The sequence below is a fragment of the Streptomyces sp. NPDC052016 genome, assembly GCF_044548445.1.
Lineage (GTDB): Bacteria > Actinomycetota > Actinomycetes > Streptomycetales > Streptomycetaceae > Streptomyces.
This window is the reverse complement of record NZ_JBIUBX010000056.1, coordinates 1-17,692: the sequence shown is the minus strand read 5'-3', so window position 1 is coordinate 17,692 and position 17,692 is coordinate 1. Positions and strand designations below refer to the sequence as shown.

At 72.7% G+C, this 17,692-nt stretch carries 16 protein-coding genes; 11 read left to right on the top strand and 5 right to left on the bottom strand.

Annotation, left to right across the window (positions count from 1 at the left end):
* Positions 1-471: 471 nt before the first annotated feature.
* Together ACIHAR_RS39385 and ACIHAR_RS39380 are read right to left on the bottom strand one after the other, a co-directional pair.
* Positions 472-1,437, bottom strand: coding sequence for a DeoR/GlpR family DNA-binding transcription regulator (locus ACIHAR_RS39385; RefSeq protein WP_365470581.1), 966 nt, complete (start codon positions 1,435-1,437; stop codon positions 472-474).
* Between the two features lie 178 nt (positions 1,438-1,615).
* Entirely contained in the window at positions 1,616-3,064 is a 1,449-nt protein-coding gene (locus tag ACIHAR_RS39380) for an NAD(P)H-quinone dehydrogenase (RefSeq protein WP_365470584.1), read from the bottom strand.
* Positions 3,065-3,180: 116 nt separating this feature from the next.
* Here ACIHAR_RS39380 and ACIHAR_RS39375 point away from each other — a divergent pair, with 116 nt between their 5' ends.
* From ACIHAR_RS39375 to ACIHAR_RS39360, 4 genes are all read left to right on the top strand, one after another.
* Entirely contained in the window at positions 3,181-3,618 is a 438-nt protein-coding gene (locus ACIHAR_RS39375; protein ID WP_365470587.1) for a gamma-glutamylcyclotransferase, read from the top strand.
* Between the two features lie 49 nt (positions 3,619-3,667).
* Positions 3,668-3,946: a hypothetical protein gene (locus ACIHAR_RS39370; protein ID WP_365470590.1), complete on the top strand. Its 279-nt coding sequence runs from the start codon at positions 3,668-3,670 to the stop codon at positions 3,944-3,946.
* A 153-nt stretch (positions 3,947-4,099) separates the two neighbouring features.
* Complete coding sequence (locus ACIHAR_RS39365; protein ID WP_400024068.1) at positions 4,100-4,924, top strand: purine-nucleoside phosphorylase; 825 nt, start codon at positions 4,100-4,102, stop codon at positions 4,922-4,924.
* 338 nt (positions 4,925-5,262) lie between these two features.
* Positions 5,263-6,903, top strand: coding sequence for a phospho-sugar mutase (locus tag ACIHAR_RS39360; protein WP_365470676.1), 1,641 nt, complete (start codon positions 5,263-5,265; stop codon positions 6,901-6,903).
* Between the two features lie 844 nt (positions 6,904-7,747).
* On the opposite strand, the gene ACIHAR_RS39355 is transcribed toward ACIHAR_RS39360, so the two are convergent.
* On the bottom strand, positions 7,748-8,479 hold the full coding sequence (locus tag ACIHAR_RS39355; RefSeq protein ID WP_400024066.1) for a PH domain-containing protein: 732 nt from the start codon (positions 8,477-8,479) through the stop codon (positions 7,748-7,750).
* 109 nt (positions 8,480-8,588) lie between these two features.
* Here ACIHAR_RS39355 and deoC point away from each other — a divergent pair, with 109 nt between their 5' ends.
* The 3 genes from deoC to ACIHAR_RS39340 are packed head-to-tail and all read left to right on the top strand — an operon-like array spanning position 8,589 to position 11,918.
* Positions 8,589-9,581: a deoxyribose-phosphate aldolase gene (gene deoC, locus ACIHAR_RS39350; RefSeq protein WP_384662461.1), complete on the top strand. Its 993-nt coding sequence runs from the start codon at positions 8,589-8,591 to the stop codon at positions 9,579-9,581.
* 11 nt (positions 9,582-9,592) lie between these two features.
* Positions 9,593-11,038: an aldehyde dehydrogenase family protein gene (locus ACIHAR_RS39345; RefSeq protein WP_388762350.1), complete on the top strand. Its 1,446-nt coding sequence runs from the start codon at positions 9,593-9,595 to the stop codon at positions 11,036-11,038.
* The gene (locus ACIHAR_RS39340; protein ID WP_365470601.1) at positions 11,031-11,918 is read left to right on the top strand and encodes an aldehyde dehydrogenase family protein; all 888 of its coding nucleotides are present in this window, start codon (positions 11,031-11,033) and stop codon (positions 11,916-11,918) included. The genes ACIHAR_RS39345 and ACIHAR_RS39340 overlap by 8 nt, the downstream gene beginning before the upstream one ends.
* A gap of 76 nt (positions 11,919-11,994) precedes the next feature.
* On the opposite strand, the gene ACIHAR_RS39335 is transcribed toward ACIHAR_RS39340, so the two are convergent.
* Positions 11,995-12,402, bottom strand: coding sequence for a hypothetical protein (locus tag ACIHAR_RS39335; protein WP_400024065.1), 408 nt, complete (start codon positions 12,400-12,402; stop codon positions 11,995-11,997).
* Positions 12,403-12,460: 58 nt separating this feature from the next.
* Here ACIHAR_RS39335 and ACIHAR_RS39330 point away from each other — a divergent pair, with 58 nt between their 5' ends.
* Complete coding sequence (locus tag ACIHAR_RS39330; RefSeq protein ID WP_365470607.1) at positions 12,461-13,168, top strand: uridine kinase; 708 nt, start codon at positions 12,461-12,463, stop codon at positions 13,166-13,168.
* A gap of 217 nt (positions 13,169-13,385) precedes the next feature.
* Here the strand turns inward: ACIHAR_RS39330 and ACIHAR_RS39325 are convergent, their stop codons facing one another.
* A complete protein-coding gene (locus tag ACIHAR_RS39325; RefSeq protein ID WP_365470610.1) occupies positions 13,386-14,186 on the bottom strand; it encodes a SigE family RNA polymerase sigma factor in 801 nt (266 codons plus the stop codon).
* A gap of 327 nt (positions 14,187-14,513) precedes the next feature.
* Between ACIHAR_RS39325 and afsQ1 the strand changes: the two genes are divergently transcribed.
* From afsQ1 to ACIHAR_RS39310, 3 genes are read left to right on the top strand one after another with little or no spacing between them, the layout of a single operon-like run.
* Positions 14,514-15,191: a two-component system response regulator AfsQ1 gene (gene afsQ1, locus ACIHAR_RS39320; RefSeq protein WP_189933766.1), complete on the top strand. Its 678-nt coding sequence runs from the start codon at positions 14,514-14,516 to the stop codon at positions 15,189-15,191.
* Complete coding sequence (locus ACIHAR_RS39315; protein ID WP_365470613.1) at positions 15,188-16,741, top strand: HAMP domain-containing sensor histidine kinase; 1,554 nt, start codon at positions 15,188-15,190, stop codon at positions 16,739-16,741. The genes afsQ1 and ACIHAR_RS39315 overlap by 4 nt, the downstream gene beginning before the upstream one ends.
* Positions 16,741-17,355, top strand: coding sequence for a hypothetical protein (locus ACIHAR_RS39310; protein WP_365470616.1), 615 nt, complete (start codon positions 16,741-16,743; stop codon positions 17,353-17,355). The genes ACIHAR_RS39315 and ACIHAR_RS39310 overlap by 1 nt, the downstream gene beginning before the upstream one ends.
* The last annotated feature ends 337 nt before the right edge of the window (positions 17,356-17,692 follow it).

The following is a 17,692-nucleotide window of genomic DNA, read 5'->3' as shown; positions in this document are numbered from 1 at the left end:
TCAACGCCCACAAATCCGGCACCATCAAGGGCCTCACCGCCGACGTCGGCGCCTCCCTCACCTCCGGCGCCCCCATCTGCGAGATCAAGGACTGACATCCCGCCATGGCGTCGAGGCGCCCGGCGGACCGGAGCACTCGGTCCGCCGGGCGCCTCGTTTTCCCCGCCCCGTGACGGGGGGCGGGGTGGCCCCGTGCGTGTTCGGCGCGGCGCGCGTCCAGCCCGTACGGCGCCGCGACACGACCGGTCCCGCGACGACGAAGCGGATGGTCCCCAGGCGAAGGAGGGCCGGGTGACGGGCGGCAGCCCGGTTCGGCGATGGCGCGGGTCCGCAGCCGGAGCCGTGGGAAGAAGGCACGCCGTCACCCGCCCCGTGCGGCCCGCGTACGCACACTCACCGGCGCGTTCGGCTCCCGGGGCGCAGGAGGTCACTCGGGTCGCTGACGGTCCCGGAGGGGGCGTCGCGGCGGGCTCAGCGCCGGCGGAGGTCCGCCACCCGGGCCCGCTCCCCGCCCGGGGACTGTTCGCCCAGGACCGTCGCGGCGCGCAGGCCCGTCGAGGCGCCCGGGACCTGGCCGCGGCGCGGGGACGGGAGGGGGACGTCCCGGCGCTGCTGCTGGCGACGCGCCGGGACCGCGTCACCCCCCGGGTTTCCCTGCGCCCCGGCCACGGCGATCTGCACCCCCTGGTCCGCCAGGGCCTGCAACTCGGTCTGGGCGCGGTCGTCGTGGGCGGGCGGCTCGTCGGTGACCAGGCGGGTGATCACGTCGGTCGGGACCGTCTGGAACATCGTGTCGGTGCCGAGCTTGGTGTGGTCGGCGAGGACGACGACCTCGGAGGCGGCCTGGACGAGGGCCCGGTCGACCGAGGCCGACAGCATGTTGGACGTGGAGAGTCCGCGCTCGGCGGTGAGGCCGCTACCGGAGAGGAAGGCTCGGGAGACCCTGAGTCCCTGGAGGGACTGTTCGGCACCGCTGCCGACGAGGGCGTAGTTGGAGCCTCTGAGCGTGCCGCCGGTCATCACGACCTCGACCCGGTTGGCGTGGGCCAGGGCCTGGGCGACCAGCAGGGAGTTGGTCACGACGGTGAGTCCGGGCACCCGGGCGAGCCGGCGGGCCAGCTCCTGGGTGGTGGTCCCCGCCCCGACCACGATGGCCTCGCCCTCTTCGACGAAGTTGGCGGCGAGGTCGGCGATGGCGGTCTTCTCGGCGGTCGCGAGATGTGACTTCTGCGGAAAGCCGGACTCCCGCGTGAAACCGCCCGGCAGTACCGCACCGCCGTGCCGGCGGTCGAGGAGTCCTTCTGCCTCCAGTGCGCGCACGTCCCGCCGTACGGTCACTTCGGAGGTCTGGACGACGCGGGCGAGCTCACGGAGCGACACGGCCCCGTTCGCTCGCACCATTTCGAGGATCAATTGGCGACGTTCTGCAGCGAACACGAAACTGACAGTAACGCGGACGACCGTCTGCTTTCAGCTCTTTGCGCCGAATAATAGAAGTTGTTCGCACAGCAGGGCGGGAAGTGGTATAGGGGCCTAGTTCCGGCGCCTATGCCACCCGCACGGGCCGCGACTCCCCGTGACCAGCGAGGAGTCGATTCCGGCCGCCGGTGAGGTCCTAGCCCTCCCCGCCCGTCTTCCTCGTGTGCAACTGCCGTGCCACCTCGGCGATCGACCCCGAAAGGGACGGGTACACGGTGAACGCGTTCGCGATCTGTTCGACCGTCAGATTGTTGTCGACGGCGATCGAGATGGGATGGATGAGTTCCGAGGCGCGGGGCGCGACGACGACACCGCCGACGACGATCCCCGTGCCCGGCCGGCAGAAGATCTTGACGAAGCCGTCGCGGATGCCCTGCATCTTGGCGCGCGGGTTGCGCAGCAGGGGCAGCTTGACGACCCGCGCGTCGATCTTGCCCGCGTCCACGTCCGCCTGCGTGTAGCCGACGGTGGCGATCTCCGGGTCGGTGAAGACGTTCGAGGAAACGGTCTTGAGGTTGAGCGGGGCCACCGCGTCGCCCAGGAAGTGGTACATGGCGATACGGCCCTGCATGGCGGCGACGGAGGCGAGGGCGAAGACGCCGGTCACGTCACCGGCGGCGTACACGCCCGGAGCCGTGGTCCTGGACACCCGGTCGGTCCAGATGTGCCCGGACTCGCGGACCCTGACGCCGGCCTCCTCCAGCCCGAGGCCCTCGGTGTTGGGGATGGCGCCGACGGCCATCAGGCAGTGCGAGCCGGTGATGACGCGCCCGTCGGCGAGGGTCACCTCGACCCGGTCCCCCACCCGCTTGGCGGACTGGGCGCGGGAGCGGGCCATGACGTTCATGCCGCGGCGCCGGAAGACGTCCTCGAGGACGGCGGCGGCGTCCGGGTCCTCGCCCGGCAGCACGCGGTCCCGGGAGGAGACGAGGGTGACCTTGGAGCCGAGGGCCTGGTAGGCGCCGGCGAACTCGGCGCCCGTCACACCCGAGCCGACCACGATGAGCTCCTCGGGCAGCTCCCGCAGGTCGTAGACCTGGGTCCAGTTGAGGATGCGCTCACCGTCGGGCTGGGCGTCGGGCAGCTCACGGGGGTGACCGCCGGTGGCCAGGAGCACGGCGTCCGCGACGAGCGTCTCCTCGCTGCCGTCGGCCGCCCGGACCACGACCTTCCGCGAACCGTCGAGGGCCTGCATGCCCTCCAGCCGGCCACGGCCGCGCAGGACACGGGCGCCCGCGCGCGTGACGGAGGCGGTGATGTCGTGCGACTGCGCGAGCGCCAGCCGCTTCACACGCCGGTTGACCTTGTCGAGGTCCACCCCGACCACGCGGGCGGACTGCTCCAGCGGAGGGGTGTCGTCGGCGACGATGATCCCCAGCTCCTCGTAGGAGGAGTCGAAGGTGGTCATCACCTCGGCCGTAGCGATAAGGGTCTTCGACGGCACGCAGTCGGTCAGCACCGACGCCCCGCCCAGACCGTCGCAGTCGACGACGGTCACCTCCGCGCCGAGCTGCGCGGCCACCAGCGCCGCTTCGTAGCCGCCGGGTCCACCACCGATGATCACGATCCGAGTCACGTACTCCATTGTCCCGCACGCTTCAACGTCTTACGTCCCCGGGGGCCGCGGCGGCGGTACCGCTGTTGCTCCAGGGGCCCCCGCGGCGGAAGTGGCGTCCGTTCACGCTGCCGTACTCTCATCGCATGTCGCTCTACGCCGCGTACGCCGGCAACCTCGACGCGCGGCTGATGACCCGCCGCGCACCGCACTCGCCGCTACGCGCGACCGGCTGGCTGAACGGCTGGCGGCTGACCTTCGGCGGCGAGCAGCTGGGCTGGGAGGGCGCGCTGGCGACGATCGTGGAGGACCCCGGCGCGCAGGTCTTCGTCGCCCTGTACGACCTGGCCCCCATGGACGAGGAGTCACTGGACCGGTGGGAGGGCGTGGGCCTCGGCATCTACCGCCGGCTCCGGGTCCGCGTGCACACCCTGGACGGCGTGGAGCAGGGCTGGGTGTACGTGCTGAACGGGTACGAGGGGGGACTGCCGTCGGCACGCTACCTCGGGGAGATCGCCGACGCCGCCGAGTCCGCGGGGGCGCCACACGATTACGTGATGGAGCTGCGGAAGCGGCCGTGCTGAGGCGCCGGACTCCTAAACTGGGGGAATCGACGCATTAACGGGAGATCGTATGGCCCCCACCACGTATGACGTCTATTACACGGTGCAGGCCGCCGAGGCTCGCGACCGGCTCGACGACCGGCAGCGCGCCGCCTTCGACAAGGGCATCGCTCTCCTGGCCCGCGATCCCTTCCTCTCGGTGTCGCGCCCCATAAGCTCCACCGGCGACGACCGCACGATCCGGCTCACCCAGAACGTCCTCGTGGAGTACACGGTCAGCCGCGGCCGGCTGCTGATCTTCATCGTCGAGGTCTTCAACGACAAGGACGTCCTCATCACGGACGAGTAGGACGTCCCCGTCACGGACGAGGGTCCCGGGGCCCGGCGACCGCCTGAACCCGGCGCCCGGCGACCCCCTCGTTGGAAACGACAAGACAACGATCGCCATCCCGTTGGCTCTGTCATCTACGCGCGTAGGCGAAGACCGGCTACTCTCATCCGCGTGAACGCATCTCTTCTCCCGGACGACATCCAGGGCGACCCCTACGCCGCCGCCGACGCCGCCGCCACGCGCCTGCGCGAACTCACGGGCGCCGAGACCCACGACGTCGCCCTCGTGATGGGCTCCGGCTGGGCGCCGGCCGTGGACGCCCTGGGCGCGCCCGACGCCGAGTTCCTGGTCACCGAGCTGCCCGGCTTCCCGCCGCCGGCGGTCGAGGGACACGGCGGCAAGATCCGCTCGTACAGGATCGGCGAGAAGCGCGCCCTGGTCTTCCTTGGCCGTACGCACTACTACGAGGGCCGCGGGGTGGCCGCCGTCGCGCACGGCGTCCGTACGGCGGTGGCGGCCGGCAGCAAGACGATCGTGCTCACCAACGGCTGCGGCGGTCTGCGCGAGGGCATGCGCCCCGGCCAGCCCGTCCTGATCAGCGACCACATCAACCTCACGGCGACCTCCCCGATCGTCGGCGCGAACTTCGTCGACCTGACGGACCTGTACTCGCCGCGGCTGCGGGCGCTGTGCAAGGAGATCGACGCCACCCTGGAGGAGGGCGTCTACGCCCAGTTCCCCGGGCCGCACTACGAGACGCCGGCCGAGATCCGCATGGCCCGGGTCATCGGGGCGGACCTCGTGGGCATGTCCACCGTTCTGGAGGCCATCGCGGCCCGCGAGGCCGGCGCGGAGGTGCTCGGCATCTCCCTGGTCACGAACCTCGCCGCCGGCATGACGGGCGAGCCGCTGAACCACGAGGAGGTTCTGCAGGCCGGCCGCGACTCGGCGACGCGGATGGGCTCCCTGCTGGCGCAGGTGCTGGACCGGCTGTAAAGGGCTCCCCCCCCCGTTCGCCCCGCCACGGGCTGTGCCCCCGGCCCCCGCCCGTGCCCGACCCACCACCCGGACCAGCCCGGTCGAAGGGTGCGCGACGACCAGCCCGCCCGCGAGTGCCGCACGGCGCGGCGGCCCGGCCCGCGGCGGAAGGCGAGCCACCCTCCGCCGGGCCGGGGCCTCCCGGCCCGTCCGGGGATGCCCCCGCGGGGGAACCGACAGGACAGGGCCCGTAATGGGCCGAAGCGGGGTTCCGGGCGGTCGCCCCGGGGACGGGAAGCGGCGTCGGGGGCGAGGACATCACGCACACTCACGCGCACACCCACGAGAGGTTGACCGTGCACGACGATCTCGACGATCTCATCGCCCGCGCCCGGACCTGGCTGGCCGAGGACCCCGACCCGGACACCCGTGAGGAACTCGCGAAGCTCCTCGACGCCGGCGACCACACCGAACTCGCCGCCCGCTTCAGCGGCACCCTCCAGTTCGGCACCGCGGGCCTGCGCGGCGAACTCGGCGCCGGCCCGATGCGCATGAACCGTGCCGTCGTCATCCGCGCCGCCGCCGGCCTCGCCGCGTACCTCACCGCCAAGGGCCAGGGTGACGGCCTCGTCGTCATCGGCTACGACGCCCGCCACAAGTCCGCCGACTTCGCCCGCGACACGGCGGCCGTCATGACCGGCGCCGGCCTCAGGGCCGCCGTCCTGCCCCGCCCCCTCCCCACCCCCGTCCTCGCCTACGCCATAAGGCATCTGGGCGCGGTCGCCGGCGTGGAGGTCACCGCCAGCCACAACCCGCCCCGCGACAACGGCTACAAGGTCTACCTGGGCGACGGCTCGCAGATCGTGCCGCCCGCCGACGCGGAGATCGCCGCCGAGATCGCCGCCGTCCGGTCCCTGCACGACGTCCCCCGCCCGGAGTCCGGCTGGCAGACCCTGGACGACTCCGTCCTCGAGGCCTACCTGGCCCGCACGGACGCCGTCCTCGCCCCCGGCTCCCCGCGCACCGCCCGCACCGTCTACACGGCGATGCACGGCGTCGGCAAGGACGTCCTCCTCGCCGCCTTCGCCCGCGCCGGCTTCCCGGAGCCCGCCCTCGTCGCCGAGCAGGCCGAACCCGACCCGGACTTCCCGACCGTGGCCTTCCCCAACCCGGAGGAGCCCGGCGCGATGGACCTCGCCTTCGCGAAGGCCCGCGAGACCGATCCCGACCTGGTCATCGCCAACGACCCGGACGCCGACCGCTGCGCCGTGGCCGTGAAGGACGGCGGCGCGTGGCGCATGCTGCGCGGCGACGAGGTCGGCGCGCTCCTCGCCGCCCACCTCGTGCGCCGTGGCGCGCGGGGCACCTTCGCCGAGTCGATCGTCTCCTCCTCCCTCCTCGGCCGCATCGCCGAGAAGGCCGGGCTGCCGTACGAGGAGACCCTCACCGGCTTCAAGTGGATCGCCCGCGTCGACGGCCTGCGGTACGGCTACGAGGAGGCCCTCGGCTACTGCGTCGACCCCGAGGGCGTCCGCGACAAGGACGGCATCACCGCGGCCCTGCTCATCACGGAACTCGCCTCGCAGCTCAAGTCGGAGGGCCGCACGCTCCTCGACCTCCTCGACGACCTCGCCGTCGAGCACGGTCTGCACGCCACCGACCAGCTCTCGGTCCGCGTCGAGGACCTGTCGGTCATCGCGCACGCGATGCGGCGACTGCGCGAGCAGCCCCCGGCGACGCTCGGCGGCCTCGCCGTCACCCGCGCCGAGGACCTCACCCGGGGCACGGACACGCTCCCGCCCACCGACGGCCTGCGCTACACCCTGGACGGCGCCCGCGTCATCGTCCGCCCCAGCGGCACGGAGCCGAAGCTGAAGTGCTACCTGGAGGTCGTGGTCCCCGTGGCGAGCCACGCCGGCCTCCCGGCGGCGCACGCCAAGGCGGCGGAGGTCCTGACGGCGGTCAAGCGGGACTTCTCGGCGGCCGCAGGCATCTGACCGGAGGGCGGGGCGCAGCGCGACCACGGCCCGGCAGGGGCCTGCGCCCCGCCCGCGGCCGCTCGGCGCGGCCACGCACCGGGCGCCCTTCCCGGCGACAACCGCCACAGCCCCGCTCCCGGCACACGAAGGCCCGGGTGCGCGGAACGACTCGCTACGTCGCTCCGCGCACCCGGGCCTTCGTCGCGCCCATGGCCGGCTGGCGCGCCGGCACCGCCGACGCCGTATCCGTCACCGGCAGCCCGTCGACACCGAGGCCTTCGTCGTACCTGTGGCCGGCAAGCGCGCCGGACCCGGGACCTTCGCCGTAACGTAACTGCGGCTGGCGAGCGCGCCGGCCCTGGCCGTACCTGTGGCCTGCGAGCGCGCCACCACCACGGCCCTCGCCGTACCTGCGACGAGCAACCGCGCCACCACCACAGCCCTCGCCCTACCCATGACTGGCGAGCGCGCCACCACCACAGCCCTCGCCGTACCTGAGACGAGCAACCGCGCCACCACCACAGCCCTCGCCCTACCCATGACTGGCGAGCGCGCCACCACCACAGCCCTCGCCGTACCTGAGACGAGCAACCGCGCGGGACCCAGGGCCTTCGCCGTACCCGCGATCCCGAAAAGGCTCGACGACCGTCACCTCTGCTCCGACTCCGGAGCGCCGGTCACGCGCGCCCGGGCGCAAGCCGGGCGCCTGGCGTTGGGCCCGTCCGTCTCCGTCTGCCGTCAGGAAGCGGACCTGAGGTGCCGCAGCGGGGGACCCTGCCGAACTACGGCCCCTGGGCCCGGGCTTCGCGGCTCGGGCCCGTGCCCCGGCACCCGGCCCGCCCCCGGCCCCGGGCCGGCACCCTCACCCCAAGGCCAGCAGAATCCCCAGCACCACAGCCCCCGCCACCGCCGGTCCCACGATCTCCCAGGCCCAGCGCACGGTGACCTCGCCCTGCGCGCTCTCCTCCTTCTCCCGCGCCTCCCACAGCAGGCGCAGTTCGTGCATGATCTTGTCGCTCTCGGCCCGCACCGGGCCCTCGGGCACGCTCGCGCCGGTGCGCCCGCCCGCGGAGGACCCGCCCGCGAAGCCGCCGAAGCCGCCGAGCCCGCCGGTCCCGCGGCCGGCCCGGCCGCCCCGGCCCTGCTGTTCGGCCGCGCGGTCCGCCGCCGCCCGGGCCTCCTGGCGGGCCGCCTTCTTCCGGGCCCGCAGCGAGACGGGGATCGACCACAGCTGGTACTTCTTCCCCGAGGCGGCGACGACCTCGTTGGAGTACCCGGACCGCAGCGAGGCGACCTGGCCCCAGGGCAGCACGATCACGCGGAAGGGATTGCGCACCCGCAGCCTGTCCTCGCCCGCGAACACGGCCGGCCGCAGCGTGAAGGCGGTGATCAGCGGCACCACAAGGATCAGCGAGGCGAGCGCCAGCCACGGCGTGCGCCCCTCCCCGACGAGGATCGCGTCGACACCGAGCCAGCCGACGAGCGCGAGCAGCAGCACTCCACCGGCCATGCCCGCGGGCGACCGGTAGATGCGGTCCTTGGACTCGGGGGCCGGGGGCTGCGGTGCTGGCGACTGGTCTTCCGGGCTCGTCATGGCCCCGATTCTGCACCACGCCCGCGACGACGCGCCGACCCGCCCGCCGAAGGAGCCGTTCCCCGGGGTGTACAGCCGCTACGCGCGTAGATATGCTCGTCTGGTGACCATGCCCACCAATGCACCCGCCCCCACCGCTGAACGCGTGGGAGGTACTCCCAGCGCAGGCGCCCTCACGGACGTCACCGCGTCCGACAGCGCGCTGCGCCGCTTCCTCCACGGGCTGCCCGGCGTCGACGCGGTCGGCCTGGAAGCGCGCGCCGCCTCCCTCGGCACCCGTTCCATCAAGACGACCGCGAAGGCGTACGCCATCGACCTCGCCATCTCGATGGTCGACCTGACGACGCTGGAAGGCGCGGACACCCCGGGCAAGGTCCGGGCGCTCGGCGCGAAGGCGGTCCACCCCGACCCGACCGACCGTACGGCGCCCTCGACCGCCGCGGTCTGCGTCTACCCGGACATGGTGGCCACCGCCAAGGCGGCGGTCGCGGGCTCCGGCGTGAAGGTCGCCTCCGTCGCCACCGCCTTCCCGGCCGGCCGCGCCGCCCTCGACGTGAAGCTCGCCGACGTCCGCGAGGCCGTCGCCGCGGGCGCCGACGAGATCGACATGGTCATCGACCGGGGCGCCTTCCTCGCGGGCCGCTACCTCAAGGTGTACGACGAGATCGTCGCCGTGCGGGAGGCCTGTGGCACGTCCGCCCGGCTCAAGGTCATCTTCGAGACGGGTGAGCTGTCGACGTACGACAACATCCGCCGCGCCAGCTGGCTCGGCATGCTCGCCGGCGCGGACTTCATCAAGACGTCCACCGGCAAGGTCGCCGTCAACGCCACTCCCGCGAACACCCTGCTCATGCTGGAGGCCGTACGCGACTTCCGCGCGCAGACCGGGGTGCAGGTCGGTGTGAAGCCGGCCGGCGGCATCCGCACCTCCAAGGACGCCGTCAAGTTCCTCGTCCTGGTCAACGAGACCGTGGGCGAGGACTGGCTGGACAGCCACTGGTTCCGCTTCGGCGCCTCCTCGCTCCTGAACGATCTGCTGATGCAGCGTCAGAAGCTGGCCACCGGCCGCTACTCCGGCCCCGACTACGTGACGGTGGACTGATCACCATGACCATGGAAAAGCGGTCATCCGCATTCGAGTACGCCCCGGCTCCCGAGTCCCGCTCGGTCGTCGACATCGCTCCGTCCTACGGCCTGTTCATCGACGGCGAGTTCGCCGAGGCGGCCGGCGGCAAGGTCTTCAAGACCGTGAGCCCCGCCACCGAGGAGGTCCTCTCCGAGATCGCCCAGGCCGGCTCCGAGGACGTCGACCGCGCGGTCGCGGCCGCCCGCAAGGCCTTCGAGAAGTGGTCCGCGCTGCCCGGCTCGGAGCGCGCGAAGTACCTCTTCCGCATCGCCCGCATCATCCAGGAGCGCAGCCGCGAACTGGCCGTGCTGGAAACCCTGGACAACGGCAAGCCCATCAAGGAGACCCGCGACGCCGACCTCCCCCTGGTCGCCGCGCACTTCTTCTACTACGCGGGCTGGGCCGACAAGCTGGACCACGCCGGTTTCGGCGCGAACCCGAAGCCGCTGGGCGTCGCCGGCCAGGTCATCCCCTGGAACTTCCCGCTGCTGATGCTCGCGTGGAAGATCGCGCCCGCCCTCGCCACCGGCAACACGGTGGTCCTCAAGCCCGCCGAGACCACCCCCCTCTCGGCGCTGTTCTTCGCGGACATCTGCCGCCAGGCGGGCCTGCCGAAGGGCGTCGTGAACATCCTGCCCGGCTACGGCGACGCGGGCGCCGCGCTCGTCGCCCACCCGGACGTGAACAAGGTCGCCTTCACCGGCTCCACCGCCGTCGGCAAGGAGATCGCCCGCACGGTCGCCGGTACGCGCAAGAAGCTGACGCTCGAACTGGGCGGCAAGGGCGCCAACATCGTCTTCGACGACGCACCCGTGGACCAGGCCGTCGAGGGCATCGTCAACGGCATCTTCTTCAACCAGGGCCAGGTCTGCTGCGCGGGCTCGCGTCTGCTGGTCCAGGAGTCGATCCACGACGAGCTGCTGGAGTCGCTGAAGCGGCGCCTGTCCACCCTCCGCCTGGGCGACCCGCTGGACAAGAACACGGACATCGGCGCGATCAACTCGGCCGAGCAGCTCGCCCGTATCACCGCGCTCGCCGAGCAGGGCGAGGCGGAGGGCGCCGAGCGCTGGTCCCCCGCCTGCGAACTTCCCTCCTCCGGCTACTGGTTCGCCCCGACGCTGTTCACGAACGTCACCCAGGCGCACACCGTCGCCCGCGACGAGATCTTCGGCCCGGTCCTGTCGGTCCTCACCTTCCGCACCCCGGACGAGGCCGTCGCCAAGGCCAACAACACGCCGTACGGCCTGTCGGCGGGCATCTGGACGGAGAAGGGCTCCCGCATCCTCGCGGTGGCGAACAAGCTCCGGGCCGGTGTCGTCTGGTCCAACACGTTCAACAAGTTCGACCCGACCTCGCCGTTCGGCGGCTACAAGGAGTCGGGCTTCGGCCGCGAGGGCGGCCGCCACGGCCTGGAGGCGTACCTCGATGTCTGACCGTCTCAGTGTGTTCAAGACCTACAAGCTGTACGTCGGCGGGAAGTTCCCGCGTTCCGAGAGCGGCCGGGTGTACGAGGTGACCGACGCAAAGGGCAAGTGGCTGGCCAACGCACCGCAGTCCTCCCGCAAGGACGCCCGTGACGCGGTCGTGGCCGCCCGCAAGGCGTTCGGCGGCTGGTCGGGCGCGACGGCGTACAACCGGGGCCAGGTCCTCTACCGCGTCGCCGAGATGCTGGAGGGCCGCAAGGGCCAGTTCGTGCACGAGGTCGCCGACGCCGAGGGCCTGTCGAAGTCGAAGGCCGCCGAGCAGGTCGAGGCGACGATCGACCGCTGGGTCTGGTACGCGGGCTGGACCGACAAGATCGCCCAGGTGGTGGGCGGCGGGAACCCGGTCGCCGGTCCGTTCTTCAACCTGTCCTCCCCCGAACCGACGGGCGTCGTGACCGTCCTGGCCCCGCAGGAGTCGTCGTTCCTGGGCCTGGTCTCGGTGGTCGCCCCGGTGATCGCCACGGGCAACACGGCGGTCGTGGTGGCCTCCGAGAGGTCCCCGCTGCCGGCCCTCTCCCTGGGCGAGGTCCTGGCCACCTCCGACGTCCCGGGCGGCGTGGTCAACGTCCTGTCCGGCCGTACGGCGGAGATCGCGGCGCCGCTCGCCGCCCACCAGGACGTCAACGCGATCGACCTCGCGGGCGCCGACGAGGCCCTGGCGAAGGAGCTGGAGATCGCCGCTGCGGACAACCTCAAGCGCGTCCTTCGTCCACAGCCTGTGGACGACTGGTTCGCGACGCCGGGCATCGACCGCATGACGGCGTTCCTGGAGACGAAGACGGTCTGGCACCCGACGGGGTCGCTGGGCGCCTCGGGCTCGTCGTACTGACGGCGGCCCTCCGCGAACGAGCAGGCCGCGCCCCTCTCCGTCCGGAGGGGCGCGGCCTGCTCCGCGTGCGCTCTGCTCAGCGGCCCAGCGACTCCGCCGCCTGCCCCACGCCGGGGATGCTCCCGACCGACTCCGCCTGCGCCACCGGCCCGGTCAGCATCTGCGAGGTGACCGGCTGGAAGTCGGCGACCTGGGTGCCGACGCCGTTGTCGAGCGGGTCGACGCCGGTGCCCGCGAGCGGGTTGGGCTTGAGGCCCGCCACGGGGCCGGTGACGTAGCCGACCGTGCCCGTCAGCGCCTGCGTCCCGGCCTGCGGGTCGATCTCGCCGAGCGAGGTCGGACGCGTGCGCATCACGTCCACGACCGGCTCGCCGCCGGCGGCCGCCGCCGTCCCCGCGCCCGCGCCCAGCGCCACCCCCGCCGTGGCGAGGGCGACCAGGGCACGTCGGCCGGTCGGGGTCTGGAGGGAGTGGTGTCGGGCCATCGGGCGCCCACTTTCTGCCGCGTCGGGTAATCGGTTCGACACGAAGGGTAGTTGAGGTGTGACGCGCGCATCAAAGCCGACCCGCGGGGTCGTTCACGCCCCGGGCGATGCCTCACACTGGTGTCCCGTGAGTTCCCAACCGCCCATACCCACGCGAGTCGTGCTGCTCTGCGGCCCTTCCGGCTCCGGCAAGTCCCTCCTCGCCGCCCGCGCCGGTCTCCCGGTGCTGCGGCTCGACGACTTCTACAAGGAGGGCGACGATCCGACGCTGCCGCTGGTGGCGGGGAGCTCCGACATCGACTGGGACCACCCCGGCTCGTGGGACGCGGACACGGCGGTCGCCGCGATCACGGAGCTGTGCCGCACGGGCCGGACGAGCGTCCCCGTCTACGACCTCGCCCTCAGCGCCCGCACCGGCGAGGAGACGATCGAGATCGGTCGGACCCCGCTGTTCATAGCGGAGGGCATCTTCGCCGCCGAGATCGTCGGCCGCTGCCGGGAACTGGGCGTGCTGGCGGACGCGCTCTGCCTGAGCCGCGGCCCGGTGACGACGTTCCGGCGCCGTTTCCTGCGGGACCTGAGGGAAGGCCGCAAGTCCGTCCCCTTCCTGCTGCGCCGCGGTTGGCGCCTGATGCGCGCCGAACGCTCCATCGTGGCCCGCCAGACCGCGCTCGGCGCGTACGCCTGTGACCGCGACGAGGCGATGGACCGCCTGGCGTCCGCGGCGGCGGGCCACTGCCCCACGACGGCGCGCACGGCGGCCTGAAGGGTTTCCGCCGGGCAAGCAGAAGCGGGACCGGACGGACCCCCCGGCCCTCCGGTCCCGCTCCCTTGGTGCTCCCCCGTCTCCCCCGGTGGTGCTTCCCCCGTGCTGGTGTGCGGTACCGCTCCCCCGACGTCCCCCGCTGGGTCCCCCCGGTACCGCTCCCCCGTGTTCCCCCGTGCACCGGCTTCCCTGAACGGAGCCGGATCCCCCGTGCGCCTCAGGCGACGAGCTCGCCGAAGGCGTCCTCCTCGTCACGGCCGAAGCTGAGGACCTCGTCCTCGCGCAGCCGGCGGAGCGACCGCCAGATGCTGGACTTCACCGTGCCGACACTGATGTCGAGGATCTCCGCGATCTCCGGGTCGGTGCGGCCCTCGTAGTAGCGCAGGACCAGCATCGTGCGCTGGAGTTCGGGCAGCCGGGCCAGCGCCTGCCACAGGACCGCGCGCAGCTCGGTGCCGCGCATCGCGTCCGTGTCGCCGGGCGTCTCCGGCAGTTCCTCGGTCGGGTACTCGTTCAGCTTGCGGCGGCGCCACGCGCTGATGTGCAGGTTGGTCATCGTGCGCCGCAGGTATCCCCCGACGGCCGCTTTGTCGCTGATCCGGTCCCAGGCCCGGTAGGTCGAGAACAGCGCGCTCTGCAGCAGGTCCTCGGCCTCGAAGCGGTCACCGGTGAGGTGGTAGGCGGTGGCGTACAGGGAGGCGCGGCGCTCCTGGACGTAGGCGGTGAACTCCGCCTCCGACAGCGAACGGCGCTCCCCCGAGTCCTCCCTGTACGCGGCTCCCCCGTGCGCCTCTTCCGCCGTGGTCGCGTCGACCACCGCCATGTAGGGCTGGCGGCCCTGCTGCGCCGAGCCGGTGTGCTGACGCCCGGCGCCGCGGGCGCACCCCCGCCCTCCCCCACGCTCGAACACGCTCGCGCGGGAGGGACTCCCCTCGGCACCGGACTTCTCGGAACCCCGGTGCACGTCGTGCAGGCGCGTGACCACTGCGCTGGTGCCCAGGCTGTGCAGCGTGTTCATCGTGCGCCCCCCGTCGTGGACTTCGGTGTTTCGGTCTGTTTCCGCCGGCTCGGCGGGTGACCGCCTTGCCTGTGCCGAAAAGCTTGCCCACGCCACTTCATCGCCGTGTCCGTCGACTGTCACAGACCTGTCACAGGGGCCTGTCACGGCGACACCACATCCAGTTCACGGGCCCGGCTGGTACGGCCCGTGACGTGGGGTCCGGCGGCGCTCCCGGGACGCCTCCGGCGCCTCGCACGCCGCGCGCGCCGCTCGTTCCGCGGCCCTCCGCGCCCCACCCCGGCCCACGGGTCGAACGACAGCGCCTCCATGGGCCAGAATGAGCCCGTGCCTTCCCTGTTGCTGATCGAGGACGACGACGCCATCCGTACGGCCCTGGAGCTCTCTCTGACCCGCCAGGGACACCGCGTGGCGACCGCTGCGAGCGGTGAGGACGGTCTGAAGCTGCTGCGCGAACAGCGCCCGGATCTGATCGTTCTGGACGTGATGCTGCCCGGCATCGACGGTTTCGAGGTGTGCCGGCGGATCCGGCGCACCGACCAGCTGCCGATCATCCTGCTCACCGCGCGCAGCGACGACATCGACGTGGTCGTCGGGCTGGAGTCCGGCGCGGACGACTACGTCGTCAAACCGGTGCAGGGGCGGGTGCTGGACGCCCGGATCCGCGCCGTACTGCGCCGCGGGGAGCGCGAGTCGAACGACTCGGCGACCTTCGGCAGCCTCGTCATCGACCGCGCGGCCATGACGGTGACGAAGAACGGCGAGGACCTCCAGCTCACCCCGACCGAGCTGCGGCTGCTGCTCGAACTGAGCCGCCGCCCCGGTCAGGCGCTCTCCCGGCAGCAGCTCCTGCGCCTGGTCTGGGAGCACGACTACCTCGGCGACTCCCGTCTGGTGGACGCCTGTGTCCAGCGGCTGCGCGCCAAGGTCGAGGACGTCCCCTCCTCCCCCACCCTGATCCGTACCGTGCGCGGAGTCGGCTACCGCCTGGACGCCCCTCAGTGACATCAGGGCAAGGGGGGGTCCGCGGCTGGTCCGCGGCGCGCAAGGGACATTTTTCACGGCTGCGTCTCACCAGCCTGCGACTGCGGCTCGTCGTGGTGTTCGGGCTGGTGGCGCTGACCGCCGCCGTCTCGGCCTCGGGCATCGCGTACTGGCTCAACCGCGAGGCCGTGCTGACGCGCACCCAGGGCGCGGTGCTGCGGGACTTCGAGCAGGAGATGCAAAACCGGGCGGGCTCGCTGCCCGAGCACCCGTCGCAGGACGAACTGCAGCACACGGCCGGCCAGATGGCCAACAGCAGCCAGCGCTTCAGCGTGCTGCTGGTCGCCGAGGACTCCAGCGGCAGGACGGTGTACGGCAACTCGGGCGGCCTGAACGGCTTCTCCCTGGACGACGTGCCCGAGTCGCTGCGCACGGCGGTGAACAAGCAGCAGGACACGACCGCCGGCAACAAGTCGCCCTACCACCTGTACTGGCAGCGGGTGGTGGTCCACGGCACGCCGTACCTGGTGGCCGGCACCAAGGTGATCGGCGGCGGCCCGACCGGCTACATGCGCAAGTCCCTGGAGCCGGAGGCCAAGGACCTCAACTCCCTGGCCTGGTCCCTGGGCATCGCCACCGGTCTGGCCCTGATCGGCGCGGCCCTCCTCGCGCAGGCCGCCGCCACGACCGTGCTGAAGCCGGTGCACCGCCTGGGCGTCGCCGCCCGTCGCCTCGGCGAGGGCAAGCTGGACACCCGCCTGCGCGTCTCCGGGACGGACGAACTGGCCGACCTCTCCCGCACCTTCAACCGCACGGCCGAAGCCCTCGAGAAACGAGTCGCGGACATGGCGGCCCGGGACGAGGCCTCCCGCCGCTTCGTGGCGGACATGAGCCACGAACTGCGCACGCCCCTCACCGCCATCACCGCCGTCACCGAGGTGCTGGAGGAGGAGCTGGACGCGGAGTCCGGCGGCATCGACCCGATGATCGAGCCGGCCGTGCGCCTGGTGGTCTCCGAGACCCGGCGTCTCAACGACCTGGTCGAGAACCTGATGGAGGTCACCCGCTTCGACGCCGGCACGGCCCGTCTGGTCCTGGACGACGTCGACGTCGCCGACCAGATCACCGCCTGCATCGACGCGCGCGCCTGGCTGGACGCCGTCGACCTCGACGCCGAGCGCGGCATCCACGCACGCCTCGACCCGCGCCGCCTGGACGTGATCCTCGCCAACCTCATCGGCAACGCCCTGAAGCACGGCGGCTCGCCGGTACGGGTGTCCGTGCGGGAGTCGGCCGACGAGGTGGTCATCGCCGTCCGCGACCACGGCCCCGGCATCCCCGAGGACGTCCTGCCCCACGTCTTCGACCGCTTCTACAAGGCGAGCGCCTCCCGCCCCCGCTCCGAGGGCAGCGGCCTGGGCCTCTCCATCGCCCTGGAGAACGCCCACATCCACGGCGGCGAGATCACCGCCGCCAACTCCCCGGACTCGGGCGCGGTCTTCACCCTCCGCCTGCCCAGGGACGCCTCGGACCTGGCGGAGCAAGGCGAAAAGGACAAGGGGGACACTTGATGACCGCACACGCCAAGCCCGCACGCCTTCTCGCCCTCCCCCTCCTCGCCGCGCTGCTCACCGGCTGCGGCATCCGGGCGACGGAAGTACCCACCGACTTCGGCCCCGCCCCCTCCCGCGTACGCTGCTCGCTCACCGAGCCGCACGCCACCACCGAGAGCTCGCGGGGCGTACCGGTCCGGGTGTTCCTCCTGTGCGGTTCCTCCCTGATCGCCGTGGACCGCACCGTGCCCGTACCGAACGGCGCCGCCGACTCCGAACGACGCGTCCTGGTCGCCCAGGGCCTCCTGGACGAACTCACGCAGTCCCCCTCGGCCGCCGAGAAGGAGGCCGGCTACACCACGGACGTACGAGGCGGCACGACGGTGAGCGGCCCGGCTCCCAAGGACCCGGACGACACCCTGCGCCTGAGCACCTCCCCCGACGACCTGACCTCGTACGCCCTGGCCCAGGTCGTCTGCACCTTCTCCGACTCGGCGGCGGCGGAGGGCGACGGCTCGGTGGTCCTGGGCGGCCCGAACACCACCCCGCCACGCCGCTACGAATGCACGGACGAGGTCCGCTCCCGACCCGGCACGAAGGAACCCCCGTCCACGGAAGTAACCGGGAACTGAACGCCCTCCGACTCGGAGGAGGCCATGGCGCCGAGGCACAGCCCGAACGCTCCCGCATCCGCCAACGCACCGGAGTGGGTCGCGGCGCCGGCGCGCACCCCGGACGCTCCCGCGCCCGCCTGCGGCGGGGAGTGGGTCGTGGCGGTGCGGCGCAGCCCGTCGCTCAGCGCGGCACAGCCGAGGTCCACTGCTACCAGCAGGCGCCGTACGACCGGCCGGCGACGGGCTCGCCGCACCGCCACGAGGGCGGCCCCCCCCCCCCCCCCCCCCGGGGGGGGGGGGCGCCCCCCCCCCCCCCCCCCCCCCCCCCCCCCCCCCCCCCCCCCCCCCCCCCCCC

Bases quoted from the DNA above. Each gene is read 5' to 3' on its own strand.
- ACIHAR_RS39345 (WP_388762350.1), top strand. From the start codon at position 9,593: ATGGAAAAGCGGTCATCCGCATTCGAGTACGCCCCGGCTCCCGAGTCC.
- ACIHAR_RS39355 (WP_400024066.1), bottom strand. From the start codon at position 8,479: ATGACGAGCCCGGAAGACCAGTCGCCAGCACCGCAGCCCCCGGCCCCC.
- ACIHAR_RS39325 (WP_365470610.1), bottom strand. From the start codon at position 14,186: ATGAACACGCTGCACAGCCTGGGCACCAGCGCAGTGGTCACGCGCCTG.
- ACIHAR_RS39375 (WP_365470587.1), top strand. From the start codon at position 3,181: ATGTCGCTCTACGCCGCGTACGCCGGCAACCTCGACGCGCGGCTGATG.
- ACIHAR_RS39335 (WP_400024065.1), bottom strand. From the start codon at position 12,402: ATGGCCCGACACCACTCCCTCCAGACCCCGACCGGCCGACGTGCCCTG.
- ACIHAR_RS39310 (WP_365470616.1), top strand. From the start codon at position 16,741: ATGACCGCACACGCCAAGCCCGCACGCCTTCTCGCCCTCCCCCTCCTC.
- ACIHAR_RS39340 (WP_365470601.1), top strand. From the start codon at position 11,031: ATGTCTGACCGTCTCAGTGTGTTCAAGACCTACAAGCTGTACGTCGGC.
- ACIHAR_RS39380 (WP_365470584.1), bottom strand. From the start codon at position 3,064: ATGGAGTACGTGACTCGGATCGTGATCATCGGTGGTGGACCCGGCGGC.
- deoC (WP_384662461.1), top strand. From the start codon at position 8,589: ATGCCCACCAATGCACCCGCCCCCACCGCTGAACGCGTGGGAGGTACT.
- ACIHAR_RS39370 (WP_365470590.1), top strand. From the start codon at position 3,668: ATGGCCCCCACCACGTATGACGTCTATTACACGGTGCAGGCCGCCGAG.